21 protein-coding genes and 4 pseudogenes are annotated in these 24,426 nt (G+C 71.1%); 14 read left to right on the top strand and 11 right to left on the bottom strand.

Features of this window, described 5'->3' with window-relative positions; translation table 11 throughout:
- The first annotated feature begins 58 nt into the window (after nt 1-58).
- Nucleotides 59-910, top strand: coding sequence for a LysR family transcriptional regulator (locus D9V36_RS03670; protein ID WP_241720686.1), 852 nt, complete (start codon nt 59-61; stop codon nt 908-910).
- Between the two features lie 114 nt (nt 911-1,024).
- Here the strand turns inward: D9V36_RS03670 and D9V36_RS03665 are convergent, their stop codons facing one another.
- A complete protein-coding gene (locus D9V36_RS03665) occupies nt 1,025-1,831 on the bottom strand; it encodes an inositol monophosphatase family protein (RefSeq protein WP_129292474.1) in 807 nt (268 codons plus the stop codon).
- Nucleotides 1,832-1,841: 10 nt separating this feature from the next.
- A complete protein-coding gene (locus D9V36_RS03660) occupies nt 1,842-2,840 on the bottom strand; it encodes a LysR family transcriptional regulator (protein ID WP_129292473.1) in 999 nt (332 codons plus the stop codon).
- Nucleotides 2,841-2,911: 71 nt separating this feature from the next.
- On the opposite strand from D9V36_RS03660, the gene D9V36_RS03655 reads away from it, so the two are divergent.
- Nucleotides 2,912-3,826, top strand: coding sequence for a 4-hydroxy-tetrahydrodipicolinate synthase family protein (locus tag D9V36_RS03655; RefSeq protein WP_129292472.1), 915 nt, complete (start codon nt 2,912-2,914; stop codon nt 3,824-3,826).
- 112 nt (nt 3,827-3,938) lie between these two features.
- On the opposite strand, the gene D9V36_RS03650 is transcribed toward D9V36_RS03655, so the two are convergent.
- Entirely contained in the window at nt 3,939-4,526 is a 588-nt protein-coding gene (locus D9V36_RS03650; protein ID WP_129292471.1) for a TetR/AcrR family transcriptional regulator, read from the bottom strand.
- 70 nt (nt 4,527-4,596) lie between these two features.
- Between D9V36_RS03650 and D9V36_RS03645 the strand changes: the two genes are divergently transcribed.
- On the top strand, nt 4,597-5,490 hold the full coding sequence (locus D9V36_RS03645; protein WP_129292470.1) for an NADP-dependent oxidoreductase: 894 nt from the start codon (nt 4,597-4,599) through the stop codon (nt 5,488-5,490).
- 30 nt (nt 5,491-5,520) lie between these two features.
- Here the strand turns inward: D9V36_RS03645 and D9V36_RS03640 are convergent, their stop codons facing one another.
- Complete coding sequence (locus tag D9V36_RS03640; RefSeq protein WP_129292469.1) at nt 5,521-6,747, bottom strand: PucR family transcriptional regulator; 1,227 nt, start codon at nt 6,745-6,747, stop codon at nt 5,521-5,523.
- 230 nt (nt 6,748-6,977) lie between these two features.
- Here D9V36_RS03640 and D9V36_RS03635 point away from each other — a divergent pair, with 230 nt between their 5' ends.
- From D9V36_RS03635 to D9V36_RS03620, 4 genes are all read left to right on the top strand, one after another.
- The gene (locus D9V36_RS03635) at nt 6,978-8,408 is read left to right on the top strand and encodes a DUF1254 domain-containing protein (protein WP_129292468.1); all 1,431 of its coding nucleotides are present in this window, start codon (nt 6,978-6,980) and stop codon (nt 8,406-8,408) included.
- Nucleotides 8,409-8,964: 556 nt separating this feature from the next.
- Nucleotides 8,965-9,873 (top strand): LmeA family phospholipid-binding protein, encoded by a 909-nt coding sequence (locus tag D9V36_RS03630; protein ID WP_241720685.1) that lies wholly within the window; start codon nt 8,965-8,967, stop codon nt 9,871-9,873.
- A 275-nt stretch (nt 9,874-10,148) separates the two neighbouring features.
- Nucleotides 10,149-11,270 carry a hypothetical protein gene (locus D9V36_RS03625; protein ID WP_129292467.1) on the top strand — a complete coding sequence of 374 codons (1,122 nt, stop codon included), beginning with the start codon at nt 10,149-10,151 and terminating at the stop codon, nt 11,268-11,270.
- Between the two features lie 214 nt (nt 11,271-11,484).
- Complete coding sequence (locus tag D9V36_RS03620; RefSeq protein WP_129292466.1) at nt 11,485-12,663, top strand: hypothetical protein; 1,179 nt, start codon at nt 11,485-11,487, stop codon at nt 12,661-12,663.
- 103 nt (nt 12,664-12,766) lie between these two features.
- Here D9V36_RS03620 and D9V36_RS41755 read toward each other — a convergent pair.
- Both D9V36_RS41755 and D9V36_RS03610 read right to left on the bottom strand, forming a co-directional pair.
- Nucleotides 12,767-12,856 (bottom strand): annotated as a pseudogene (locus tag D9V36_RS41755) (SAM-dependent methyltransferase); the annotation flags it as partial.
- Nucleotides 12,857-12,973: 117 nt separating this feature from the next.
- On the bottom strand, nt 12,974-13,738 hold the full coding sequence (locus tag D9V36_RS03610; protein ID WP_129292465.1) for a YqjF family protein: 765 nt from the start codon (nt 13,736-13,738) through the stop codon (nt 12,974-12,976).
- Between the two features lie 257 nt (nt 13,739-13,995).
- On the opposite strand from D9V36_RS03610, the gene D9V36_RS03605 reads away from it, so the two are divergent.
- Complete coding sequence (locus D9V36_RS03605) at nt 13,996-14,430, top strand: hypothetical protein (protein ID WP_129292464.1); 435 nt, start codon at nt 13,996-13,998, stop codon at nt 14,428-14,430.
- A 90-nt stretch (nt 14,431-14,520) separates the two neighbouring features.
- Here the strand turns inward: D9V36_RS03605 and D9V36_RS03600 are convergent, their stop codons facing one another.
- The 3 genes from D9V36_RS03600 to D9V36_RS03590 all read right to left on the bottom strand — a co-directional run bounded on the left by D9V36_RS03600 (nt 14,521) and on the right by D9V36_RS03590 (nt 18,286).
- Nucleotides 14,521-15,633 carry a serine hydrolase domain-containing protein gene (locus D9V36_RS03600; RefSeq protein ID WP_241720684.1) on the bottom strand — a complete coding sequence of 371 codons (1,113 nt, stop codon included), beginning with the start codon at nt 15,631-15,633 and terminating at the stop codon, nt 14,521-14,523.
- A 199-nt stretch (nt 15,634-15,832) separates the two neighbouring features.
- Entirely contained in the window at nt 15,833-16,603 is a 771-nt protein-coding gene (locus D9V36_RS03595) for an alpha/beta hydrolase family protein (RefSeq protein ID WP_129292463.1), read from the bottom strand.
- Between the two features lie 138 nt (nt 16,604-16,741).
- Nucleotides 16,742-18,286, bottom strand: a complete 1,545-nt coding sequence (locus D9V36_RS03590; protein WP_129292462.1) for an FMN-binding glutamate synthase family protein — start codon at nt 18,284-18,286, stop codon at nt 16,742-16,744.
- Nucleotides 18,287-18,899: 613 nt separating this feature from the next.
- Between D9V36_RS03590 and D9V36_RS03585 the strand changes: the two are divergent.
- The 3 genes and pseudogenes from D9V36_RS03585 to D9V36_RS03570 all read left to right on the top strand — a co-directional run.
- A pseudogene (locus D9V36_RS03585) lies at nt 18,900-19,112 on the top strand (nucleotidyltransferase family protein); the annotation flags it as partial.
- Nucleotides 19,113-19,399: 287 nt separating this feature from the next.
- Nucleotides 19,400-19,900, top strand: coding sequence for a hypothetical protein (locus tag D9V36_RS03575; RefSeq protein ID WP_129292461.1), 501 nt, complete (start codon nt 19,400-19,402; stop codon nt 19,898-19,900).
- 389 nt (nt 19,901-20,289) lie between these two features.
- Nucleotides 20,290-20,906, top strand: a pseudogene (locus tag D9V36_RS03570) (zinc-binding dehydrogenase); the annotation flags it as partial.
- A 208-nt stretch (nt 20,907-21,114) separates the two neighbouring features.
- Here the strand turns inward: D9V36_RS03570 and D9V36_RS42815 are convergent.
- Nucleotides 21,115-21,246, bottom strand: a pseudogene (locus tag D9V36_RS42815) (IS5/IS1182 family transposase); the annotation flags it as partial.
- Nucleotides 21,247-21,348: 102 nt separating this feature from the next.
- Complete coding sequence (locus tag D9V36_RS03560) at nt 21,349-21,960, bottom strand: TetR/AcrR family transcriptional regulator (protein ID WP_241720683.1); 612 nt, start codon at nt 21,958-21,960, stop codon at nt 21,349-21,351.
- A 155-nt stretch (nt 21,961-22,115) separates the two neighbouring features.
- On the opposite strand from D9V36_RS03560, the gene D9V36_RS03555 reads away from it, so the two are divergent.
- From D9V36_RS03555 to D9V36_RS03545, 3 genes are read left to right on the top strand one after another with little or no spacing between them, the layout of a single operon-like run.
- Complete coding sequence (locus D9V36_RS03555) at nt 22,116-23,018, top strand: NADP-dependent oxidoreductase (protein WP_129292460.1); 903 nt, start codon at nt 22,116-22,118, stop codon at nt 23,016-23,018.
- A 14-nt stretch (nt 23,019-23,032) separates the two neighbouring features.
- A complete protein-coding gene (locus tag D9V36_RS03550; protein ID WP_129292459.1) occupies nt 23,033-23,356 on the top strand; it encodes a winged helix-turn-helix transcriptional regulator in 324 nt (107 codons plus the stop codon).
- A 35-nt stretch (nt 23,357-23,391) separates the two neighbouring features.
- Nucleotides 23,392-24,189, top strand: a complete 798-nt coding sequence (locus D9V36_RS03545) for an alpha/beta fold hydrolase (protein WP_129292458.1) — start codon at nt 23,392-23,394, stop codon at nt 24,187-24,189.
- The last annotated feature ends 237 nt before the right edge of the window (nt 24,190-24,426 follow it).

Here is a 24,426-nt window from a genome sequence, read left to right as displayed (position 1 = left end):
CCGGCGGCTGTCCAAGACCCCTTCCGCAACGCCGATACCCCGTGGGTATCGTTGCAGCGTGGAGCTACGGACCTTGCGCTACTTCGTGGCCGTCGCCGAGGAACTCCACTTCGGCCGGGCCGCCACCCGACTGCACATGAGTCAGCCGCCGTTGAGCCGGGCGATCAAGCAGTTGGAGGCCGACGTCGGCGCCGTGCTGTTCGTCCGCTCGGCCGCCGGCGTCACGCTCACCCCGGTCGGTACGGTGCTGCTCGACGAGGCGCGGGCCCTGCTCGACCATGCCGACCGCGTCCGCCTACGCGTGAGCGCGGCGACCGGCGCCGCAACCCTCACCATCGGCATCCTGGACGACGGTTCCGACCCGGCAGCGGCCAGGCTGGCGGCCGTATACCGCCGACGTCACCCCGGCATCGACATCCGCATCCGCGACACCGACCTGACCGATCCGACCTGCGGGCTGCGCACCGGGCTGGTCGATGTGGCCCTGACCCGGGCGCCGTTCGACGAGACTGCTCTGACGGTGCGTGAGCTGCGGGCAGATCCGGTCGGTGTGGTCCTGCGCGCCGACGATCCGCTCGCCCGGCACGACCGGCTACGGCTGGCCGACCTGAACGACCGCCGCTGGTTCCGGTTCCCGCAGGGGACCGACCCCGCCTGGCAGTCGTACTGGAACGGCGGCAGAGCGCGCGAGGGCCCAGTGGTACGCGCCGTCCAGGAATGCCTGCAGGCCGTGCTGTGGAACGGCACGGTCGGCCTGGCCCCGCTGGGACACGACCTGCACGCGGAGCTGGCCGTGGTGCCGCTGATCGACATGGCGCCGAGCCGAGTGGTGGCGGTGTGGAACAAAGGTGACACCAACCCGTTGATCCGATCCTTCGTCGAGACCGCGACAGCCGCGTACCGAGACTGAGCGCCCCGCACTCACCACCTTGCCTCACACGGGGGCGAGCAGGGCGTCCGTTGGGGTGGCACGCCGCTCCACGCCGCAGCCCGCCCGCCCCGGCCCGGCGAAGCCCATGCGGTCTCAGCGCCAGCCTCGGCCGCGCACCATCGACATCAGCAGACCGTGGGTCTCGTCGTCGGCGGCGACCACCAGCCCACGCCCTTCCTCACCGATCGGGGCACCGTCGACCCCGGTGACCACGCAGCCGGCCGCCCGGCACAGAGCGATGCCGGCCGCGAAATGCACGCTGCGGGAGAAGCCGCCGCCATCGGTGACATACGCGGCGCGCTTGCCGGCGGCGACCCAGGCCAGCGCCAGCGTTGTGGAGACGACGCGCGGCCGGAACCGTTCGACGAACCCAGGGTGGGCCAGCAGCTCCACGGCCCGGAATCCGGGTGCGCTCGGGAACGGCGGATCGAGGTTGACGTCCACCAACCGGGTAGCGGGCGTGGGCATCAGCAGGGTGTCGCCGGCCCCGTCGTGGCGCACCCAGGCGCTCTCCCCGTCGGTGAAGAAGACCTCGCCGCTGAACGGGTCGGCCACCGCCGCCGCCCCGTCACGCAACGCCACGTTCACGGCTACCAGCATGTTGCCGACGGCGTAGTTCAGCGTGCCGCACAAGGGGTCCACCAACCACTGGCGCACGGCCTCGGCGGCGCCCTGCTGCCCGCCTTCCTCGCCGAGCACCGCGTCACCGGGGCGTGCGGCACGGATGACACCGAGGATCGCCTTCTCGGCCGCCACATCGGCGTCGGTGGCAAAGTCACCGGCGCCCTTGTCGATGCGGTCGAGCCGCCGGCCGTACATGCTGCGGACCACCTCCGCGCCGGCCCGCGCCCCGGCTATCGCCACCGCAGCATCGTCGGAACTCGTAGAGGAGTTGGTCACAGCGCGCAGCCTAGCGACGTGAAGTCACCGCCCCGGGGTCCTGCTCCGGCACGGACCGTGCGGAGTCCGTGTGGCGTATCGGGGTCTGCTGATCGAGCCCCGAGCCGGTCATGGATCGCACTGCCGCACTTGCCGCGGCCACGAAGGCCGCGATCGCCGGATGCGTACCGCCGCCGGCGCGGAAGGCGACCTTGGACCGGCGGAACAACGGCAACGCGGTCAACACCACGCCTTCGGGGCTTTGCGCAGTGGCCATCTCCGGTACGAATCCGGCTCCCTGTCCGGTGGCGGCCAGGGCCAGCACCGTACGGAAGTCGTTGACCTGGTGGCGGATTCTCGGCTGGAAACCGGCTGCCTGGCAGGCCCGTACGGCCATCGCATGACCGGTCGTGCCGTCCCGTGCGGTGATCCACGGGGCCTCGGCATAGGGCCCGAGCAGGTCGGCCAGGGTGTCGCTGCGGCTGGATTTCCCGGGCGCGGTATGGGTGACGAGGTACATCGGCTCTTCCAGCAGGGGGACCTCGTCCACGGTGGTGTCCGGTGAGGCGGGTACGAAGTCGAAGTCGTGGACGAGGGCGACGTCGAGTTCGCCGGCCCGCAGGCCGTCGGACACCCGGGCGGAGTCGATTTCCTGCACCATCGGCTCCAGCGCGGGATGCCGTTGGGCCAGCTCGGCCAGCGTGGCGGGAACGATGGTGTGGCCACCGGAGGGGAAGGTCCCGATGCGCAGCGGCCCGCCGATGCCGTCCCGGGCGCCGGCCAGCTCGGCGACCGCCAGCTCTAGGCGCTCCAGCACGGCGTCGGCGTGTGCGACGAGGGACCGGCCGGCGGGCGTGAGGACCACACGCCTGCCACTGCGTTCCAGCAGGGGCACGCCTGCCTCTCGCTCCAGCACACCCAGCTGCTGGGAGACGGCGGATGCGGTGAAGGTCAGCGCTTGGGCCACGGAGGCGATCGTGCCCCGCCGGTCCAGTTCGCGCAGCAGGTGGAGACGACGGACATCGAGCATAAGTGCAGCTTACGCATCAAGGTAGAAATCAGAAATGGATCTACCGGGTCGGTGCGGGGCAGTCTTGGACCATGAACCCCGATCCGGCCTTCAGCGGCCTCTACGTCCCCTTGGTGACCCCGTTCACCGCCGACCTGCGCCTGGCCCCCGATGCGCTGGCCCGACTCGCCGACGAGGCGCTGTCGGCCGGCGCCTCCGGGCTCGTCGCCCTCGGCACCACCGCCGAATCGGCCACATTGACCCCGGAGGAGAAGCAGACGGTGGTGCGGATCTGTTCGGCCGCCTGCCGCGCGCACGGCGCCCAGCTGGTAGTCGGGGTGGGCACCAATGACACCGCTGCCGCCATCACGTCGCTGCGCGAGCTGGCGGCCGCCGGAGACGTGGCTGCGGCGCTGGTTCCCGCGCCGCCCTACATCCGGCCCGGCGAAGCGGCGACTCTGGCGCATTTCACCGCGCTGGCCGAACACGGCGGCATGCCGCTGATCGTGTACGACATCCCCTACCGCACGGGACAGACGCTCAGCGCCGGCACGATCGCAGCGCTCAGCCGCCTGCCGGGGATCGTCGGGATCAAGCACGCGACCGGCATGATCGACGCGACCACGGTGGAGGTGCTCGGCGCCCCTCGGCCCGGCTTCGCCGTGCTCGGCGGCGACGATGTCGTCCTCTCACCGCTCGTCGCGGCGGGCGCCCACGGCGGAATCGTCGCATCGGCCAATCTGCGCACCGCCGACTACGCCGAACTGATCTCGTTGTGGCACCGCGGCTCCGCTGCACCCGCCCGCAGGCTCGGCGCCGAGCTGGCCCGGCTGTCCGCCGCCCTCTTCGCCGAACCGAACCCGACAGTGATCAAGGGAGTGCTGCACGCACAGGACCGCATTCCCAGCCCGGCCGTCCGGATGCCGTTGCTGGCCGCCTCCGCCGGTACGGTCCGCCGAGCGGAACTCGTGGCCGACAGCCGTGCACGCCAGGTGTCCCCGGCCTGACCTCAGGCCGAGGAGCGCGGGGAGCGCTGCGACTTCCGTCCCCAGGTTGGCTGCCTCGGCAGCGACGCGTCACCGCCCGGCCGGCCCTCGCCCTGCCGTGAGGACCAGTTCCTCACGCCCGTTGAGAAGGGCCGGTGACCTTCCACGCCGCATCGATCATCCGGAAGATCTCGTCCACCGCGGCCTCCGGGTCGGCCGCCTCACGGGCCAGCGAATAAGCGTCGATCACGAACCTCGCGACGGTCCGGCAGGCCGTGGTGCTCTGCGGCAGGCCGGGATCGGCGTCGAGGGCCGTGGCCAGGGACTCCGCATGACGCAGCCGCATCGACTCCTCGTACTCCCGCAGGGCGGGTGATGCGTCGATCATGCGCCAGATCGGGGCGGCGCCGTCCGCCGTGCAATGGCGCACCAGGGCCTGGATCTCATGGCGCAGTACAGGGATGAGCGGCTCGTGCGGCGCCCGGCCGGTGACCGCCTGTGCGAGGCGTTGCTCGAAGTCTGCGTCCTGCTCGAAGACCAGGGCCTCCTTCGAGGCGAAGTGGGAGAAGACGGTGGTGACCGCCACGTCGGCCTCGGCGGCCACGTCACGGATGCCCACCGCGTCGTAGCCGCGTTCCAGGAACAGCCGCAGAGCGGTGTCGGCGATCTTCTGGCGGGTCGCGGCCTTCTTGCGTTCGCGGCGTCCGGACTGCACGGTCATGCGCTGACACTACCAGGAACGAAAATGAAGCTGCTTCAAAACGCTAACCGTTAGTGCTACGTTCGGCGGTATGAAGAGAGTGAGCTTCGCCGAGTTCGGCGGTCCGGATGTTCTGCAACTCGAAGATGCCGAGGAGCCCCACGCGGGCCCCGGTCGGATACGTATCGCCGTGCGGGCGGCGGGCGTGAACCCCGTCGACTGGAGGGTCCGTGAAGGCCAGATCCTGGCGGCCCACCCGGTCGAGTTGCCTGCCGGGGTCGGGCAGGACGCCGCCGGGGTGGTGGACGAGGTCGGCGAGGGCGTCGACGGGGTCGGGGTCGGCGACCACGTGTTCGGCGAAGGGGCGAGTACCTACGCCGAGTTCGCCGTGCTGTCGGCCTGGGCCCGTATGCCCGAGGGGCTGACCTTCGAAGAGGCGGCCGGGTACCCCTCCGTGGTGGAGACCGCGTTGCGCATCATCCGTGAGGTCGGTGTGCGGCCCGGGCAGACGTTGCTGGTCAGTGGCGCGTCCGGGGGAGTCGGGTCGGCGGTGCTGCAGATCGCCCGCGAGCGCGGCATCACGGTGATCGGCACGGCCGGAGCCGCGAACCAGGACTACCTGCGCAGCCTGGGAGCCCTGGCCACGACATACGGAGAGGGCTGGGTCGAGCGGGTGCGCCGGCTCGGGCATGTCGACGCGGCACTCGATCTGGCCGGATCGGGCGTGATCCGTGAACTCGTCGAGCTGACCGGGGATCCACAGAAGGTGATCTCCATCGCCGATCTCGCCGCGCCGGACCTCGGTGTCCGGTTCTCCGGCGCGGCGGGGAGCATGCCGCAAGCGCTCGCCGAGGCCGTCGGCCTCATCTCACGGGGGAAGCTCCACATCCCGGTCGAGAAGTCGTACCCGCTCGCCGAGGCCGCGGCGGCGCACACCGACAGCCAGGCCGGTCACACACGCGGGCGCCGGGTCATGGTCGTCTGAGCCGTTCGGCCTCCCCGCCAAAAGCATCCGTCAGCCCGCGGGAAAGCCGGTTGCAGGGCCCGCAGTGAGGCGAGTGCCCTCGGCGAGCCGGCGGAGAGTGAGGGCCGCGCCGAAGAGCTGTACGCCGTGCGTGGTGTGCGGGTCCAGGCCGGTGAGTTGGGCGGCGCGGGCGAGGCGGTTGTCGACGGTGTTGGGGTGGACGTTGAGCGCCTGGGCCGTACGGCGCCGGTCGAGGTCGCAGTCGAGGAAGGCGGCGACGGCCTCGACCAGGCCGGCGTGCCCGTCCAACGGGTCGAGGAGCGCGGCCAGTTCGGCGGCGCTGTCCTTGGATCCGGCCAGATGGTAATCGAGCAGCACGTCCTGGAGCCGGTGCACGCCGGGGGTGCGGGCGATGGCGGCGATCCGGTGCGCCTGCTCGGCGGCCGCGGGGACGTCTCCCGGCGTGGCCGCGAGGGCGGCCCCCGCGATCACCGGGCGGGACAGGCCGGTGGACAGGTGCCGGACGAGGTCGGCGTGGGGTGTGCCGAGGGGGAGCAGGATGTGGCCGCCCTGCGCGTTCGGCAGGCTGAGCGCCCGGCCGTCCGCGGCGGGCGCGAGCCGGACCAGGACCTGGTGGAGCAGTCGTCGCGCGGCCACCGGCTCCTGGGGCACGGGGGCGCGGACGCTGAGGACGAGGTAGCCGGGTTCGAGGTGGAGTCCGCACCGGGCGGCCACCTCCTGCGGCACGTCACCGCGGAGCAGTGCCGAGGCCAGTTCCCGTCCTGCCGCCTGCTGGTCGGCCAGCCCGAGCAGGTACGCCTCGGTGGCCTGCTCGGCCAGGGAGTTGACCGTGGTGAACAGCCGGCGGGTGAGCCACAGCAGGGCGGCCTCTTCCCCGGGGAGGGCGGCGGCCGACAGCGCGTCCGCCACCACTTCGGCGCCGACGTGGTACGCCCTGAGCACCCCGGTCAGGTGGACGCCTTCCGTGGCGCGCTGGGTGGCACGTTCCCGTAGCACCTCGGCGTCGGTGTCCGCGAGGCCCTGCACACCGCGGAGGAAGCCGCGGAATGTGTGGCGGGCGGCCGAGGCGATCTCCAGATCCTGCATGTCGTCCGGGAGACGGTCAAAGCCGGGGACCTCGGCCCGCTGGCGCTCGACGACCCATCTGGCCAGTTGGTTGATCCGGGGTTCGAGACGGGCGGCCATGCGGACCACCTGCTCGCGGAGGTTCTCGCCCGGTTCCGGGGTCTCGGCCGGCGACGCGCTGCGTTGTGACACGTCACAACGATAGGCCGTCCGCCGTGTCCTCCGGGCCGATTGTCCCGGCCCGCCGGTGGGACGAGAGTGAGGCGATATCGACCCGGCCTTCGTGCTGCGCGGTGCCGGCCACTCGGCCCACCACATCCGGCCGTCAACTACGACGACAACCCGTCAACTACGACAACGACCCGTCAACTACAACGACGACCCGTCAGCTCCGACAACAGCCCTGTGAGGAACAGCCCTTCATGAACGCAACGCGACGACTCCGCCGCTGGGGTGCCGCCGCCGGTGCGGGGGTGGCCATACTCGCCCTGTCCGCCCCGCCGGTGACAGCAGCCCAGGCGAGCACGGCACACCCCGCCCCCGCTCCCGCCACCACCGCCGACGCGGTCAAGGCCTACGTCTACGGCTACCCACTGGTCCTGGCGCGGGCCACCGAGCAGACGTCCACCAACGTCCGCAAGCCCGACCCGGCGACCCTGCGGGCACCGGTGAACCAGTTCGCCAAGGCGGACCGGGCTCCCGGCCCGGAGTTCCACACCGTGGTGGCTCCGAACGTCGACACCCTCTACACCTCGGCGTGGCTGGACCTGAAGAAGGGGCCGATCGTGCTCCATGTGCCGGACACCAAGGGCCGGTACTTCATGATGCCCATGCTCAACGCCTGGACCGACGTCTTCGCCTCCCCGGGAACCCGCACCACCGGCAGCAAGGCGGGCGACTTCGCCATCACCGGCCCCGGCTGGCACGGCCGGCTGCCCGCCGGAGTCAAGCAGATCAAGTCGCCCACCCAGACCGCGTGGATTCTCGGCCGGACCCAGTTCAACGGCCGCTCCGACCTGCCCGCGGCCAAGGCCCTGGTGCGCCACTACACCCTCAAGCCGCTCCGCGACCACGGCCACCACCACACCCCGCGGCCGGGCCACGTCGACCCGAACGTCCCCGCCACCTCGCCGGCCGCCCGCGTCGCCGGCATGGACGCGCAGACCTTCTTCTCCCGGCTCGCCGCGTCCATGGCCACCAACCGGCCCGCGAAGAAGGATGCCCGCATGGTGGCCAGCCTGGCCCGCCTGGGCATCGTCCCCGGGCGGCCGTTCGACATCAACGCCAAGGGCCCCGCCACGGCACAAGCCCTGCGCAAGGCCGTCCCCGCGGCCCAGAAGAAGATCAAGGCCGCGCTCGCCACGTCCGGGAACAATGTGAACGGCTGGCGCCTCTCGCTCAACCTGGGCGACTACGGTACCGACTACCTGCTGCGTGCGACCACCGCCTGGCAAGGCCTCGGCGCCAACCTCCCCCAGGACGCCGTCTACCCGATCGTCCGCACCGACAGCCGGGGCAAGCCGCTGACCGGAGCCAAGCGGTACGTCCTCCATTTCGCCCCGGGGCAGACCCCGCCGGTGAAGGCCTTCTGGTCCCTCACGATGTACGACCCGGACGGCTTCCTGGTCCGCAACCCGATCCACCGCTACGAGGTCGGACACGCCGTCAAGCCGACCCGCAACCCCGACGGTTCCACGGACGTCTACATCCAGCACGATGCTCCCGCGGGCAAACAGTCCAACTGGCTGCCCGCACCCAGCGGACAGTTCTCCATGATCCTGCGCATGTACCGGCCCAAGTCCAGTGTCCTCGACGGCACCTGGACCCCGCCCGCGGTCACCATGACCAACTGACGCAAGCCTTCCGGCGGCCCGCACACCTCCCTCATGCCGCAGACACCGCACGCCGCACGCCGCACGCCGCCGATGCGGTATCCCGGCTACGTCCGGAGGAGGAGGTTCGCGTCCGGCGGGAGGTAGGTGTCCGATGGGAGGTTCGTGTCCGGTGCCTGCCCGGCCCGCGTCGTTCCGGGGCGAGGGGCACAGACCCTCTTCCACTGAACGCAGCGGGCGGGCGGGCAGGCACCGGCTCCGGCTCCGTCACCGGCAGGCTCCGTCACCGGCTTGATCACCGACACCGGCTCGATCACCGACACCAGCTTCCCTGCCCTCCGCGGAGGCGTCTCGAAGATTGTGCGCGACTTGGTTCGAGGGCCCGGGCCGTGGTCGCATGGTGGCGATGCTCTCCAACGAACCTTCTTCCGCAGATTCCACGGCGCGAGTACCGGCGAGTCGTGCTTCCCAGGACGGCCCGGCCGGAGCCCCAACCGCAGCCGGCGCAGGCACCGACCACACGAGCACCGGCGACGAGAAAGAGCACCCGCGGGCCGGGCGCACGTCACGTCGGATCGTGCGGAGAACCGTGAAGACGGTCGTCGCGCTGGCCGTCGTTCTTGCGTTTCTCGCGCTCGGTGACCGGTGGGCCGTGCTCTACGCGGAGAACCTGGCGGCGCAGCAGGTGCAGAGGGCGCTGAAGCTGCGTGCCGAGCCCGAGGTGCACATCGACAGCGTCCCGTTCATCGGGCAGGTGCTCACGGGCAACATCGACCATGTCGAGGCCGACGTCCCCGATGTCGACGCCGGGCCGGTCTCCGTCGCTCAGGTGAAGGGGACGGCGGACGGCATCCGGATCGTCGGCAGCCTGCCGTCCTCGGTCAAGGGCGCGGTGCTGAGCCGGGTACACGGTGACGTCCTGCTGGACTTCAAGGACCTGAACCGCGAAGTCGGGGCGTCGCAGATCCGCTTGAGGCCCGGCCCCGGGAAGAACACGGTGCTGGCCGGCGGCGACCTTCCGGTGGGCGGCAAGCAGGCCCAGGTCCGGGGGCGTGCGCAGTTGCAGCGCACCGGGGACCGCGGCCTGCGCATGACCGTGCGGGACACGCGCGTGGTGGTGCCCGGCCTGCTGACGTACGTACCGGGCAAGGGCGGTGGCGTGCAGCTGACCGCACCCGTCGCCGACAAGATGGACGAGGGCGAGCTGCAACAGACGGCCGGGAAGCACGTCCGTCCGCAGCAGATGATGAAGGGCCGCATGCTGGACACGCTTGTGGACCATCCCTCGCTGCTCGAACCCACCGGCATCGACCCCTCGCTCATCCGGGACCTGCAGAAGCTCCGGGAGCCGAAGGTCGCGCAGCAGATGGAGTTCTCCGCTCAGCTGCCGGACAACCTGCCGGGCGACATCCGGCTGCGCGACATCTCCGTGACGAAGAACGGCATTCGGGCACAGCTGACCGGCAAGGACGTACGGGTGGGCTGAGAGCGCCGCACTGACGCCGGCGGGGTCACGCGGGCGCGACGGGGCAGACCCAAGGCGGCGGCACGGACGCGGATGCAGCGCCCGTGCCGCCGCTTTGCGGGTACGAGCCGATCACCTCCCGATTCCGGGTACGAGCCGATCACCTCCCGACGAGGACAGCCCTGCCACCGGCACGTTCCGGCCATTGCGCGTGGAACATCCCCGTCCTCCGGTACCGGCAGCCGATGATGAGCGGCCGGCGGGGCCGGACCCGTCGCGACGAAGGGGGCTCCTCCATGAGACCAGGCAGCAGCAGAGCCATGGCCGCCACCGCACTCGCACTGGGAGCGCTGCTGACCACAGCGCTTCCGGCGACCGCCGCCGAAGACCCCGCACCGGCCGCCTCCCGCTGCACCCCTGCCCTGCATGTCCTCGACCGGCTGCCGGGCGCCGGCGCCGGGTCCTGGGGCAGTGAGAGCGTCAACGACTTCGGCGCCGGCGGCCTGTCCGTCGGCCGGTCCGCCGGGCTGCCCGCCTACTGGACGGGAAGCACCGTGCACCGCGTCCCGCTCCCGTCCGGGTACGACAGCGGCTCGGTCGCCGCCGTCAACCACCGCGGTCTCATGGTGGGCAGCATCCAGGGCCCGGCGGGGTCCGCCGCCTTCAGCTACCGGGCCGGTACCCCGGCGGTACGCATCCTCCCCGGCGGCACCTATGCCGCCGACGTCAACGACCGCGGCACCATCGCGGGCGGCAACGAGAGTTCGGACACCGCCTCTCTCTGGACCGGCGTCACCCTCACCCGGACCCTCACCGTCACACCCGGGCACACCCGGGTACGCGTAAGCGGAATCAACTCCCGCGGAACGGTGATCGGCTCCTCCTGGTACTGGGACGGCGTGAGCGAGGTGAGCGGCAGCGTCGGGCTGGTCTGGCCCGGTGGTGCCACAGGCCCGGGACGGGATCTCCGGCCCGTCGAGATCAACTCCGACACGGACTGGTACCCGAACGCCATCGACAACCACGGACGCATCGTCGGTGAACGCACCTACGCCCATGCGGACCTGGCTGCCGAAACCTACTGGGACGCCCCCTACGCCAAGGACGGCGTCCAGATACCGGGGCTCCCCGCTCACGAGGGCAAGGGCTGGCTCAACGACATCAGCCCCAGCAGCGGCGTGGCCGTCGGCACCGCGATGTTCCCGTACGGCATCCCGCCGGTCACCCCCATCGACCAGGCCCAGATCTGGCCGGGCTCCGGCCCCGTCCGGGCCCTCCCCAGCCTCGCCGTCAACGGCCCGGCCGGCGCCGAGGCCGTCAACGACGAATCCAGGGCGGGGGGTTGGGCCTATGACGGCGATCCGTACGACGGCGCCGGCGCCCCGCACCCCGTGATCTGGACATGCGCTCTGGGCTGACGGGGCAGTACCGCGGCGACGGAGGCGAGCACCCCCACACCGTCGCTCGCGGAACGAACACGCAGTCGGCGGTGCGCCGCAGCAGCCGGCGGTGCGCCGCCACCCCTTGCCGAGGGCGCGTTCCTTGCTCTGCCGTGATCCGTATGTGACCAACGCCCCGTAATCTCCCCTGGGTTGGGGTTGAGGGGATAAGCGACCAAGACGGGGGAAAGTCATGACATACCGGCGCGCGGTGTTACCGGCACTGGCCGGAGCGCTGCTGCTCACAGCCCTTCTGTGGTGGGCGGGGGCAAGCGCGCACGCACTGCACCTGTCCGGCGCCACCAGCATGCTCGACGGCCAGACCGCCGCCGAACTGGAGCGCTGGCTCACACCATGGTCGTACGACCCTCCGACCTCGGCCTGGGTCGGTACCGAGGTGTCCGGTGGAACCGGGGGAACGGACGGGGGCGCCGGCACCGACTACCGCGCGCTGTACTCCACCGCACTGCAGATCCGGTTCGGCGCGGTCTTCGCCTTCTTCCTCCTCGGGGCACTGCTCCTGGTACGCAGGCTGCCGCCGGTGCGCGGCCGGATGCCGGTCGCGCTGCTCGCCCTGTGGGCCTGGGGCCTGGTGGCCGGGACCCTGGCGGTGACCGTCTCCGCGCCGTGGCTGATCGCCTCGGGAGGGCACGGCAGCTTCCGTTTCCTGCCTCGTCTGGCGGGCGTCATCTCCTCCGGGCGGCAGGTATTGATAGTGACCGCGCTGGTCGCGGCGGCGGTGACCGTGCTCGCCGCGCGAGTCGCCGCCAAGGGGACCGGTCCGCTGTCGCACGAGGCCGTCCCGGCTCGCGCCGCCCGCCTGGCCGCCTCTGTCGGAACCGCCGTGATCGCTCTCTCCCTGATCGTTCTCTCCTACCAGCCGGTCGCCGCCGCACTCCAGCAGGTCTCCTCGAACACCGGTCTCCTCGCCGAACCGGGTGACCTCCTACGCCAGTGGCTGCTGCTCGGCGCCTGGGACACCCCAGCCGGCGGGCAACTCGGTGGCTGGCTCCTCTACCGGGCCGTCGGCGTGCTGCCGCTCGCCGTGGTGTGGTGGGCACTGCGCCGACTGCCCGGCCTGCTCACCCGGGCCACGGTTCCCGCGATGGCGGTCGGCACCGTCTGCGCGACCGTCTTCGGGCTGCTGACGAGCCAGCTGCTGAGGATGGCGGTGAACGGGGCGGGCCCGGACCTGAGCCGGGGCCTGCTCCTGCTGTCCGCTGACCTCGGTAACGGCGTCCCGGCCGCCCTGACCTGCGGCCTGGTGGCAGGATCCGCAGCCGCCCTGACACTGCGGGTGGCCGCGAGCCGCGCGGGGACCGCCGACGCCACGACCTCCGCTCAGGACTCCGGGCGGCTTCGGAGCTCGTAACGCAAAGATCTCCGACCGGCTGGTGTTCCAGGGCATTCTCATTCTGTTCGTCCCGCACACCGGATCGCCTGGGAAACCCGCGTTGACGGCCCGATGGCCGGCCTCAAGTCGGCTTGCGCCACACGGAAATGTGCTTCGCGGAGTCCTGGGTGAACGGCGCCCCGTCCCAGTCCGCGCGCCTCGGACTTGCCTCAGGATGCTTACGGTGCCTTGCTGCGCACCGCCATCGAGCAGGTTGCCGAGGCCATCACCCAGCGGGATACCGCCAAGTGCACTCCCGGCTGACGTCCGGACGCCGCGCTGCGCGGGCTCAGGGAGTGGGCAGGCCGCCCGGGCGCGCAGGGCGGCCGAAGCGAACCGGCACGCCGGGGGAGTACAGCACGCTCACCGGCGGACCGGTCGGCGACGGCAGTCCGGCCGCGGTCACCAACTCATCCTCGCAGTGCAGGAGTTCGGCCCGATGGAGTGGCCAGCGAGGGTGGATATTGGGCAGATACACCGGCCGGCCGAAGAAGGCGTTGTGCATGCCCCAGCGGGCGGTCAGGAAGTGTTCGAGGGCGGTCGGCTCCTCGATCCGCTCGCCGATGCGCACCGCCATCCGACAGCGCGCCGCGCGCGGCCCCGGCCAGCGTCGGCTGCTGGTGTAGCTGATGGTGTCCGCGTCACGGTGGATCGCCATCCTGGCCCACATGTAGGGCATCCGGAAGGCGCTGCGGGCGACGGCCACCGGCAGCAGCCGCGAGGCCTCCAACGAGCGGAACACCACGCCGCGTCGGCCGTGCCGGTCCACGGAGTAGAGCCGCACGTTGGTCTCCGGAAAGGTGCCGAGGTACGGAATCCCCGGCATCCTCAACCAGCCCACCCGGTGCATCCGGAAGGCCACCAGGCCGATGTAGGTGAGCCCGTCGTGGGTGTCCGGCACGGTCCCGGCCGGCAGCAGCGGCGCCACGTCCGCAGGGTCGGTCGCCCAGTGCAGGAACGACAGGTCCAGCCAGGACTGGGTGAGCAGCGTGTCCGGAATCTCGTGCACCGGATCGGGCGTTATCGGCTCCGCAGGCGGAGGAGAGAGCGACATCACGTCAGCCTCGCACACCCCTGCGACCGTCGTCAGACACCCCTCGTTGGCGGCGAGGTAGCCCGATGGATTGGCGGGAACATCGCCGCCGAGGGGGTGCCGAGCGGTGCCCCTCGCAGACTACGGACCATTCCGGCCGTCCGCATGCCCGCCAACGACCGGTTATCGCCTGTTCGGGAACGGCCGCTGCTGCGAAGCTCAGGGCTTCGCAGAAGGCGCTATGCCGCATAAATTGCCCTTTGGGGAAAGGAATCCGCATGCGCGTCAGACTCGCCACGGCCGCCGTGGCTCTGTCCGTTGCACTGAGTGGCACCGTCCTTGCCGCACCCGCCGCTGAGGCCGCGGCGCACCGGCCGTCCGTGGCGCCGGCGGCCAGGGCGGCCGCACCCGGCTTCAACGTCGGCGGGATCTGGACCCTCTACCAGAGCAATGCGTGGAACGCCACGCTCTCCGTGACCCAGGACGCCCAGGGGAACCTCACCGGTATCGCCAGGACGGGAAGTGCGACGACGGGCACCATCGAGCAGGGGTTCGTCGACGGTTCCTATGTCTCCTTCGTCATTGCCTGGAACAGTGGCACGAAGGGCCGCTACATAGGCTCCCGCGGCGCTGACGGCCGCCTCAGTGGAGTCACCTCTCAAGTGGGAAATTCCGCCAACCAGGCGACGTGGTACACCACTTGGACGTTCTGACAGCCCGTACCTCTCCTGTGTGGCCCCGGCTCTTTCCGTGTGGCCCCGGGGGCAGGAACACCGGGGCCACGCCTCATCCGAGACCTGATGTCACGCCCCCGACCCCTGGCCGGACAGCGGTCCGGGCACCGGCGGCACCGCCCCTGACACCTCGGTCAGGAGGCGCTCGACCTCCGCGCCCCAGCGCGAGGCGATCACCAGCTCGCGTGCCGGGTCCACCCACAGCAGGTGGCTGCCCGCGTTGCCGCGGGCGCAGCGGCCGGTGCGGGGTGCTTGGGGCCATACGGAGCAGTCGTCGTTGAGCCACCAGGACAGGCCGTAGTTGGGCTTGACCGGGCAGGGCGTCCACAGTTCCCCGATCCAGCGGCGCGAGAGGACCCGCCGCCCGCCCCACGTTCCGCCGCGCAGACAGAGATGGCCGATCCGGGCCAGGTCCAGGGCGCTGATCCACAGGCCGCCGCCCCAGTGCGCACCGCCGGAAACCACCGGTACCCGGGCGCCGTTGAGGTCGGCCGCCGCGTTCTCGTAGCCGTGCCAGGACCAGTCATCGGAGGCTCCGATCGCCGTCATGACGCGTGCGCGCAGCACGTCCGGAAGACTGCGGCCGGACAGGACCGTGAGCGCCAGCGCAGTGAGGTTGACCCGGACATCGTTGTAGGCCCAGCCCCCGCCGGGCGCCCCGCCGGCCGACTCGGTGCCCTCACGTGCGCTCTGCGCATCCACCCATGTCGGCTTGCCCCACAACTCGCCCTCCCACTGGCTGGTCTGGTCGAGGAGGTGGCGCCAGGTGATCGCGCGCCCATGGACGGTGCCGAACTGGGGCAGGTCCACCGACCGGCACACCGGTTCGTCCAGGCGCAACGTCCCGTCGTCGAACGCGATGCCGCCCACCAGCGACAGCACGCTCTTGGTGGCGCTGAACGCCATCTCCGCACGCGTCGGCTCGCCCCACGAGGCGATGACCGTGCCGCGTCGCACCACGACACCGCTGGCCCCCTGCCCGTCCAGGAGCGGGCCCACGACCTCGCGGTGTGCGGTGTCCGACACCTGGGCGGCGAGATACGACGCCATGTCCTCGATACCCCGCACCGGCCGCGCCGCCTGCGCCTGTACGGCCTGTGCCAGTGCCGCTTCGTTCACGCCCTCCCAGGGGTCGACGGGCCGATCGGCCGGCTCCAGAACCTCCCCGTCATGCCGCGACATCACTGCTTCCCCCTCCATGCCGAACCTCCGGTCCTGTCGCCGTCGGGGCGAGGCTTCAATCTGCCAGGCCCCGACGATCCGCAGTCAGACCGCCCGTCAGGCCGCCCGTCGGACCGCCCGTCGGACCGCCCGTCAGACCGCCCGTCGGACCGTCCGTCGGGCCGCCGTCATCCGAGCGCCTCCTGCAGGCTGCACGTCGTCAGGCGGGCCGTGGTCCGGGGATGTACTGATCGGCCCAGGCGCTGATGATGTGGGCGGCTCGCTGCGCCTGTCCTCGGGCGGTCAGGAGGTGGTCTGCTCCTTCGAGTGAGACGAAGCTCCGCGGGTGCCGTGCCTCGCTGAAGATCTCCCCGGCGTTGGCGATGTCGACGGTGTTGTCGGTCGGCGAATGCAGGACGAGGAGCGGCAGGTCCAACTCGCCGATCCGATCCCGCAGATGAGCACGGCGGACGTCCTCGACGAAGGCGCGCTTGAGGACCAGGGTCCTCCCGCCGACGAACCACTCGTGCGACCCTTCACTGAGCACGCGGTCCACGACCGCGTCGTACTGCCGCTCGACGTGACTGGGATCGACCGGCGCCCCGATCGTGGCGACCGCGCGGACGCCGGTTGCCTCGGCCGCCGCGGCGAGGACGGCGGCGCCTCCCCATGAGTGCCCCACCAGCAGGTCCGCCGGAGTTCCGCGCTCCGCCATCATGGCTGCGGCACGGATCGTGTCCTGGACCTTGACGGTGAAGGAACCGTCCCCCCAGTCGCCGTCGGAGTCCCCGATCCCGAGGTTGTCGAAGCGCAGCATGCCGATTCCCTCGCGTGCCAGCTGCTTGCTGACACGCGACGCGGCCGGTGAGCCCTTGCCGAGCGTGAATCCGTGCACGAAGATCCCCCAGCCGCGGATCTCGCCGTCCGGCAGGTCGATCGCGCCGGCCAGTTCGGGGCCGACGACGCTCGGGAATCTCACTTTTTCGCTCATGTTCTGTTCACCTAGGCAGGGGCTGTTCGTGGAGCAGGGAGGACAGGGAGGACAGGGAAGACAAGGGTGCCATCGGGCGGCACCACGCGCGCGCCGGGCAGGGGAGCAGCGAGCGTGGTGCCTGCCGTGACCGGCGGGTCAGGCGGTCGGCTTCCGGTCGGAGGACTGCTCGGTGGTGAGCAGTGCGGTGATCTCCTCGGCGAGGTGCGGGCCGAGCTCGCCCCAGCCGTCCTTGTAACCGTAGACACCGGCCAGGGTACGGGCCTCGTAGTCGCCGTTCATGATCTCGATATCTGTGGCCGTGATGAGCGCCGGGTGGGCGACGCCGACGGCCGCCGAGACCTTCAGCAGCTCCTTGCGGAGGGTACGCAGGTAGACGGCGGCCCGGTCGGCCTTCGAGACCGGGTCGAGGCCGCGGGCCAGCCACGGGCTCTGGGTGGCGATGCCGGTGGGGCACTTGTCGGTGTGGCACTTCTGCGCCTGGATGCACCCGATCGACAGCATCGCCTCACGGGCCACGTTGATCATGTCGGCACCCAGCGCGAAGGCGACCGCGGCGTTCTCGGGCAGGCCGAGCTTGCCGGAGGCGATGAAGGTCAGGTCGTCGGTCAGCCCCCGCTCGGCGAAGACGCCGTAGACCCGGGAGAAGCCCATCCGGAAGGGCAGCGACACCGAGTCGGAGAAGGTGAGGGGCGCCGCCCCGGTGCCGCCCTCGCCGCCGTCGATGGTCACGAAGTCGACACCACGGTCACCACGCGCCATCAGCGTGGCCAGCTCCTGCCAGAACTCCATCTCGCCCACCGCGCTCTTGATCCCGACCGGCAGGCCGGTCTCGGCGGCGATCAGTTCGACGAAGTCGAGCATCGAGTCGACATCGCCGAACGCGGTGTGCCGCGACGGGGAGGCGCAGTCCTCACCGAGCGGGATCCCGCGGATCTCGGCGATCTCCGGGGTCACCTTCGCGCCCGGCAGCATTCCGCCCAGCCCGGGCTTGGCACCCTGGGAGAGCTTGATCTCGATCGCCTTGACCGGGGCGCCGGCGACCACGTCCTTGAGCTTGTCGATGTTGAAGCTGCCGTCCTCGTTGCGGCAGCCGAAGTAGGACGTACCGATCTGCAGGACGAGGTCGCCGCCGTTGCGGTGGTACGGCGAGAGACCGCCCTCGCCCGTGTTGTGCAGGGTGCCGGCCAGCGCCGCGCCCTTGTTGAGCGCCGTGATCGCCGCGCCGGAGAGCGATCCGAAGCTCATCGCCGAGATGTTCACCACACTCGCCGGCCGGAACGCCTTGGCGCGCCCGCGCGGCCCGCCCAGCACCTTGGCCGACGGCAGCGGGGCCTGTGGGTCGTGCGTGTCGGGCAGCGGGCCGGCGAACGTGCGCTGCTTCAGGTAGGCGTGCCCCTGGGTGTGCTCGACGTCGTTGTCGGTTCCGAACCCGAAGTAGTTGTTCTCCCCCTTCGCCGACGCGTAGATCCAGGTGCGCTGGTCGCGGCTGAACGGGCGCTCCTCGTCGTTCGAGGTCACTATGTACTGCCGCAGCTCCGGCCCGATCGTCTCCAACAGGTACCGGGCGTGCCCAAGCACGGGGAAGTTCCGGAGCAGTGCGTGCTTCTTCTGGACAAGATCACGAGCGGCCACCAGTGCCAATGCTGTTGCGGTGGCCGTGGCGATGCTCCGGGCGCGCATGAACGTTCCTCTCCTCGATGCTCGACTCCACTGCCAAGCGGCGGAGCCGTCGTGCCGGGCGTGGGGCGGCGGGCACGATCCAGCGGGCGTCAGCGTCCGTCGGAGGACGCCAGATGATATTAGGGGCTCGCCCGGGCAGCGGGTCGCGGGTGGGGTGGTCTTCCCAGGGGCGGGTGGTCCAGGCGCGTCGGAACGGGCTATGCACGGTGACGCTCGCGCAACACGGCGTAAACGTCCGAGCGCCGGCCGGTCCGGGCGAGGCAAGGCCGCCGGGCGGTCCGGTCGCGGAGGCCGCGCCCCGAGGAGCTGCGACCTGGCACGGTGCCCAAGCCATGGGTGCTCTTGGCGTGACTCCCGCTCTCGGGACCAGCCGACTTCCTGACCGAAACCGGTGCAGTGGCTCCGTGCGAGTGCCGTGGCTCGGCGCGACGTGTAGCTGAGGGTCCCCGGTTGGCGAAACCGGGACGTGCAGAGCACATGCGAGGAAGTCGGTGGTCAGCAGGCTTCCACGATTCAACCTGACCATGGCCCGGGTGGAAGGAGGGGCCGCCCTTCGGTGCCCCGTGGCGCCCTCAGCCAGGCGCCGTGACGTCGTGACGGGACCTGTGCGGGCGCCCGCCTGGATCCTGACGCGCGGTGGCGCTTCTGCGCGCCGCACGGTCTCGGTCTGGCTGAGGTGTTCCATCTGGTCGTGCGTCCGCATCCGGTGCTTGCCCCGCAGGAGGTCTACGAGACCAAGGCGGCCCGTTGGAGGCAGCAATGGCCCGAACTCACTGTGCTGGACCGGCCGAGAGTTCCGGCGCCGCTGACGGGCCCATCACCCTGATCTGTGCAGAGACAGCGCAGGCAGATGATGCGGTGCAGGCCGGCTCCAGCAGACTCTGGTGAATCCGGCGCGGCGTTCGTAGCGGATCCGGCGGGCGCTTGAACTGGTGGAGCCGGGCACATGTCCGTTCGGCCACCCAGTTGGTGCGTCCGAGGCCGGAGCCGGGTGCGGTGCCGCGTCGGGCGATGAAGAGCTTGCGCCGATCTCATGTTGAGACGGTCAGTGAGCCGCAGTCCGACGAAGACCCCAGTTGACGTGGACACTTAGTGAAACGTGATCATGGAAGAATGAGGAACGAAGAGGCGAACGGCTTGGTGGCGTGTCCCGGATGCCAGACGCGGGGGAACGTGCCGGTGGCCGAGGCACGTACAGACGGAGGGGAACGGCGCGAGGACCTGGCGGCCAAAATCACGCCGGCATCGAAGGGCAGCGATAATGGCTGCCTGCACGTCGTCGAGGGCTTGGTGCTCGCCGTGGTGGCTGGACTCGCCGGGAAGGAATTTGCCGAGGAACGGGACCTGCCGTGGCTCACGGCCGTTGGCGTCGTCGTCGCGGTGCTCATCGTGGTGGCCACGATCGCCATTGTCCGTAGCGAGTCCAGGGACGCACGGCGGGCTCAGGACGGAGTGGCCCGTGCGACCGCACTCACCGCTGAGGCGCGCTTCTGCTACACCTGCCAGGGCGTGTTTTACCCGTCCGGGCACCCATCGCCAGGGATCGTGACGCCGGAGCAGTACCGTCGGCATGTGCAGACGGCAGTGGGCCATGCCCCATCGGACAGGCCGTAGGAGGCCACCGGGGCATCGGCCGGATTGCCGACCGCCGACGGCGTCCCCGGCCACAACTGCCGACCGGGGAAGTCCATGGCGACGATGCCTGCAAAGGCGAGCAAGCCTCAGGCCGGGGCAAGGACGACAAGATTGCCGGAGTGGTGACGGTGGCTCTCGGCGGCGATGAAAACAGTGGCGCCCGTGTACCCGCCACCCGCCCGTACCCGGGTCGCGTCGGCGGCTGCCCAGGCTGCGCGAGGGCAGCAGTGGCACCCCACCACTCGGCATCGGCGAGGAGGTCGCGCAGCTCGTGGAGGCTGAACTCGAAGCGGGCACGGCGGCGGCCGAGGTATTCCAGGTCGGGGGCGATGCGCCGGCCCGACAGGTGCCATGATCGTGCCTTGGCCTCCTACGGCGTGCTGTTGGCAGGCGGGCTCGCAGCCGGAGAGACGCTGCTCGTCAGCGGGGCCACCGGCAACCTCGGCAGCAGTGCGGTCGCAGTCGCGCTCGCGATGGGGGCGGGCCGCGTGGTCGCCCCGGCCCGCAACCAGGCCGCGCTCGACCTCCTCGCCGACCGGTTCGGTCCGCGGCTGCGCCCCGTCTCGCTGACCGGAGACGAGGCCACCGACCACGCGGCGATGTCCGCGGCGGCCGACGGCCCGATCGACATGGTGATCGACCTGCTCCCGCCGAGCGCACCCAGCTCGGCGTCGCGCGCGGCGGCCATGACCGTGCGCGAGTACGGCCGGGTTGTCCTCATGGGCGGCGTCGGCATGCTCGGCGGCGACGACCTCGCGCTCCCGTACCCATGGATCATGCGCAACTCGATCACCGTGCGCGGGCAGTGGATGTACCCGCGCACAGCCGAAGTCGGCATCATCCGGCTCCTCGCCTCGGGCACTCTGGATCTCGCCCCCGAACGAGTCCGGTCGTTCGGCCTCGATGCCGCCAACGACGCCATCGCGTATGCCGCCGCGCACGGTGGCCCGTTCGACCGCACCAGCCCACCCCACCGGCCGGCTGACAAGCCCACTGATCCCCACCACGGGGCTCGGCCGACTGCTGCTTCCTGACGAAGCTGCCAGTGTCGACCTCGGTGAGGACGCCGAGTCTGACCAGGCGTTTCAACTTGGCTCGGGTGCCTTCGATGTTCGTCGGCAGCAGGTTGTGTTCGAGGGCTTCGCGGACGTTCTTGGCCCGCAGCGGTGAGGTTCGCGTTTACGATCTCTCGCATCTCGCATCTCGCAGGCGCCCTGATGGCCACCGGCCGAACGGTGCCGGTCCTTCCATGCGGTGATCACCGGCTCGCTCAACGACCGCTGCTCGTCCGATGAGTCACCCGGATACGGCTTGCGTTCACTCACCCCACCACCTCAACAGACCGCAGGCGGCGGACCAGTGGACTCCGCCCACGCTCACACCGTCAGGCGGCCACAGATCCACTCAGAGAGTCATGAACCGTCCTCTTAAGGCTGCCCGGGTGTGTGGTCGACGCTGGTGAGCCACTGGGTGACGAGGGTGTCGATGAATGCGTCGGTGGCTTCGGCCCGGTCGAAGAAGAGGCGGGCGAGGAGGGGGCCATAGAGCAGGGTGTACTGATCCGCGGTGATCTGCAGGCCGGACGGCTCCAGGAGCTTGTTCAGCGCTGCGCGGCGGTCCTCCACGATCCGTGCCATGCCCTGGGCGCTGTCCGGGTCGTGGTCGGCTTCGGCGGCGATGGCCAGTGCGGCGGTACGGGTGGCGGGGACGGCGATGCCGGCGCGGAGGCTGACCAGCCATGCCGTGGCGACGGCGCGCACATCCGTGCCGGGTTCGGGGTAGCCGACGTCGGGGCCCTGCAGGGTGAGGTCGGAGAGCAGGGCCGCGCGGTTGGGCCAGTGCCGGTACAGCGTCTGGCGCGTGACGCCGGCCCGATCGGCCAGGAACGCGGTGGTCAAGCCGGTCAGCCCGACCTCGGGCAGCAGCTCGCGGGCGACGGCCAGGATGCGGGCGCGGGTGCGCTGGACGCGCGGATTGCTCGGGTCCGGCGGGCGGCGGTGGACGGGCGGCTTGGGCGGCATGGACGGCATGGACGGCATGGAGCCCATCGTACCCAGAAATCATACACGCTGTGTGACGTAGGTAATGGCCCTCTGGCTTCGCGTTTCACACGATCTGTGTGATACACCGGAGGGGCAATCACACGAACTGAATGATTCATCGTGTGCCGTGCCTCTCTTGCCTGGAGTTCTCGATGTCCACCGCGATCACCTTCTCCCGCTACGGCGACCCGGACGTGCTCACCCGCGCCGAGGTCGACATGCCCGAGCCGGGCCCGGGCCAGGTCCGCGTCCGTGTGCGGGCCGCCTCCGTGAACCCGCTCGACCTCAAGATCCGGTCGGGCCTGATGGCCGGCGCGTTCCCGGTCCGCTTCCCGGTGATGCCCGGGCTGGACGCGGCCGGTGTCGTCGACGCCGTCGGCGAGGGGGCCGACGCGGCCGTGGGGGACGAGGTCCTCGGTGCCACGGCAGGCGGCAGCTACGGCGAGTACGCCCTGCTCGACCAGCCGGTGGCCAAGCCCCGGGGTCTGTCGTGGGAGGCCGCTGCCTCCCTGGTCACGGTCGGCCAGACCGCGTTCCGGGTCCTGCGGGAGCTGGAGGTGCGGGCGGGGCAGACCCTGCTCGTCCACGGCGCCGGCGGCAGTGTCGGAACCGTCGCGGTGCAGCTGGCCGCGGCGCGTGGCGTCACCGTCATCGGGACGGTCGGCGAGCACGACGTCGAGCGCGTCACCGCACTGGGGGCCACGGCGGTCCGCTACGGCGACGGCTGGACGGAGCGGGTGAAGGCTGCGGCTCCGCAGGGAGTCGACGTCGTCCTCGACGCCTCCGGTGCCGGCGTGCTCGCCGAGTCCGTCGCCCTGGCTGGTGACAGCGCGCGCGTGATCACGATCGCCGACATGGCCGCCGCGCAGCACGGCGTCCGCTTCAGCGCCGGCAGTGCCGAGGACGGCCGATCCCTGCCGGAGCTGGTGCAGTTGGCTGCCGGTGGCAAGATCACCGTGCCCGTCTGGCGCGCTTACCCGCTCGACCAGGCCGCCACCGCCCACGCCGACATCGAAGCCCGGCGCAACAGGGGCAAGGTCGTTCTCCTGCCCTGACGGACCGCACACCGATGGCAGCCCGCCCCGTCCATGTGCCGCTGACGGTCGATGCGGATCTTGCCGCCGCGTTCGAGGTCCTCGGCCAGAAGTGGACCGGCATCATCCTCCACACCCTGGCCGCCCGCCCCGCCCGTTACGGCGAACTGCACACCGCCATCGGCTCGATCAGCACCAAGATGCTCGCCGACCGGCTGCGCGAACTCATCGAGGCCGGGCTCGTCACCCACGACCGGCTCCCGCCCGGGCCCGCGACCTACACGCTCACCGCCGACGGCCGGAGCCTGCTGCCCGCCCTGGAGCGCCTCCGCTCCTGGGCCCGGCACCGCACTACCTGATCCCAGCCCCCCCCCGCAAAGAAAGGGAACTCCCCATGTCCGCACACCCCCTGCCCGAAGCCACGTTCGCCCGCACCGTGCTGGGCTCCGGCCCCGGCCTCGCTCTGGCCCACGGCGCCGGCAGCAGCATCGACAACACCTACGGCCCGGTCCTGGAAGCCCTGGCTGCCGGGCACAAGGTCGTCGGCATCGACTACCCCGGCAGCGGCGCCACTCCCCGTGCCACCGCGCCGCTGTCGCTGGACGACCTGGCCGACCAACTCGTCGCCGCCGCCGTCGCCGAGGGCCTGGACACCTTCGCCCTGCACGGCTTCTCCCTCGGCGGCCCGGTCGCCATCCGTGCGGCCGCCCGTCACCCCGAGCGCGTCACCGCCCTCGTGCTGACCGCGACCCTGCCCTACCGCGACAACCGGCTCGCTCTCGCCACTCCGATCTGGCGCAAGCTCGCAGAGACCGACCAGGAACTGCTGTCCCAGTTCCTGGTCATGATGGCCCTGGGCGCGGATGCGCTGGAGGCGATGCCGGACGAACAGCTCCAGCAGGTCGTCGAATTCTCCGCCGCCAACATCGCCGACGGCACCCCCGAGCACGCCGAACTCGCCGGCCGCCTCGACGTCCGCGACGACCTGCCGGGCATCCAGGCGCCCACCCTGGTCATCTCCACCACCCAGGACTGGTTCACCTCCACCCGACTGCACCGCCAGCTCGCCGAGAACATCCCCGGCGCCCAGCTCGTGGAGATCCCCACCGGGCACCTGCCCATGGTCGAACGGCCCGAGGAATGGCAGAAGCTCATCACGGACTTCGTGGACCAGCACCGCGACGCCGCCTGAGCAACACACTCGTGGGGCCGGTCACGGTCCCGGCCCCGCCCCCGCCCCCGGCCCCGGCCGCGGCCGCGGCGACACGGCCCCGCGGACAGCATCCCCCCGCTCCCGGCGCTGGTTGCCGTCCGCAGCGGCCTGCCCGCTTCAGCGAGACCCGCGGCGCACTGCCCAGCAGCATCAGCATCCCGTGGCAGCTCCCCCCTGCGCGCACTCAGACAGAACGCGCACTCCGACAGACAGCGC

The organism is Streptomyces lydicus (assembly GCF_004125265.1).
In the GTDB taxonomy this organism is placed as follows: Bacteria; Actinomycetota; Actinomycetes; order Streptomycetales; family Streptomycetaceae; genus Streptomyces; species Streptomyces lydicus_C.
Note: the sequence above shows the minus strand (reverse complement) of the source record. Positions and strands in the feature narration are given on the sequence as shown.

Coding starts and splice junctions, on each gene's coding strand:
- D9V36_RS03560 (WP_241720683.1), bottom strand. CDS start 21,960: ATGCCGTCCATGCCGTCCATGCCGCCCAAGCCGCCCGTCCACCGCCGC.
- D9V36_RS03555 (WP_129292460.1), top strand. CDS start 22,116: ATGTCCACCGCGATCACCTTCTCCCGCTACGGCGACCCGGACGTGCTC.
- D9V36_RS03605 (WP_129292464.1), top strand. CDS start 13,996: ATGCGCGTCAGACTCGCCACGGCCGCCGTGGCTCTGTCCGTTGCACTG.
- D9V36_RS03660 (WP_129292473.1), bottom strand. CDS start 2,840: ATGCTCGATGTCCGTCGTCTCCACCTGCTGCGCGAACTGGACCGGCGG.
- D9V36_RS03655 (WP_129292472.1), top strand. CDS start 2,912: ATGAACCCCGATCCGGCCTTCAGCGGCCTCTACGTCCCCTTGGTGACC.
- D9V36_RS03575 (WP_129292461.1), top strand. CDS start 19,400: ATGAGGAACGAAGAGGCGAACGGCTTGGTGGCGTGTCCCGGATGCCAG.
- D9V36_RS03590 (WP_129292462.1), bottom strand. CDS start 18,286: ATGCGCGCCCGGAGCATCGCCACGGCCACCGCAACAGCATTGGCACTG.
- D9V36_RS03635 (WP_129292468.1), top strand. CDS start 6,978: ATGAACGCAACGCGACGACTCCGCCGCTGGGGTGCCGCCGCCGGTGCG.
- D9V36_RS03550 (WP_129292459.1), top strand. CDS start 23,033: ATGGCAGCCCGCCCCGTCCATGTGCCGCTGACGGTCGATGCGGATCTT.
- D9V36_RS03545 (WP_129292458.1), top strand. CDS start 23,392: ATGTCCGCACACCCCCTGCCCGAAGCCACGTTCGCCCGCACCGTGCTG.
- D9V36_RS03595 (WP_129292463.1), bottom strand. CDS start 16,603: ATGAGCGAAAAAGTGAGATTCCCGAGCGTCGTCGGCCCCGAACTGGCC.
- D9V36_RS03610 (WP_129292465.1), bottom strand. CDS start 13,738: ATGTCGCTCTCTCCTCCGCCTGCGGAGCCGATAACGCCCGATCCGGTG.
- D9V36_RS03625 (WP_129292467.1), top strand. CDS start 10,149: ATGAGACCAGGCAGCAGCAGAGCCATGGCCGCCACCGCACTCGCACTG.
- D9V36_RS03600 (WP_241720684.1), bottom strand. CDS start 15,633: ATGTCGCGGCATGACGGGGAGGTTCTGGAGCCGGCCGATCGGCCCGTC.
- D9V36_RS03645 (WP_129292470.1), top strand. CDS start 4,597: ATGAAGAGAGTGAGCTTCGCCGAGTTCGGCGGTCCGGATGTTCTGCAA.
- D9V36_RS03650 (WP_129292471.1), bottom strand. CDS start 4,526: ATGACCGTGCAGTCCGGACGCCGCGAACGCAAGAAGGCCGCGACCCGC.
- D9V36_RS03620 (WP_129292466.1), top strand. CDS start 11,485: ATGACATACCGGCGCGCGGTGTTACCGGCACTGGCCGGAGCGCTGCTG.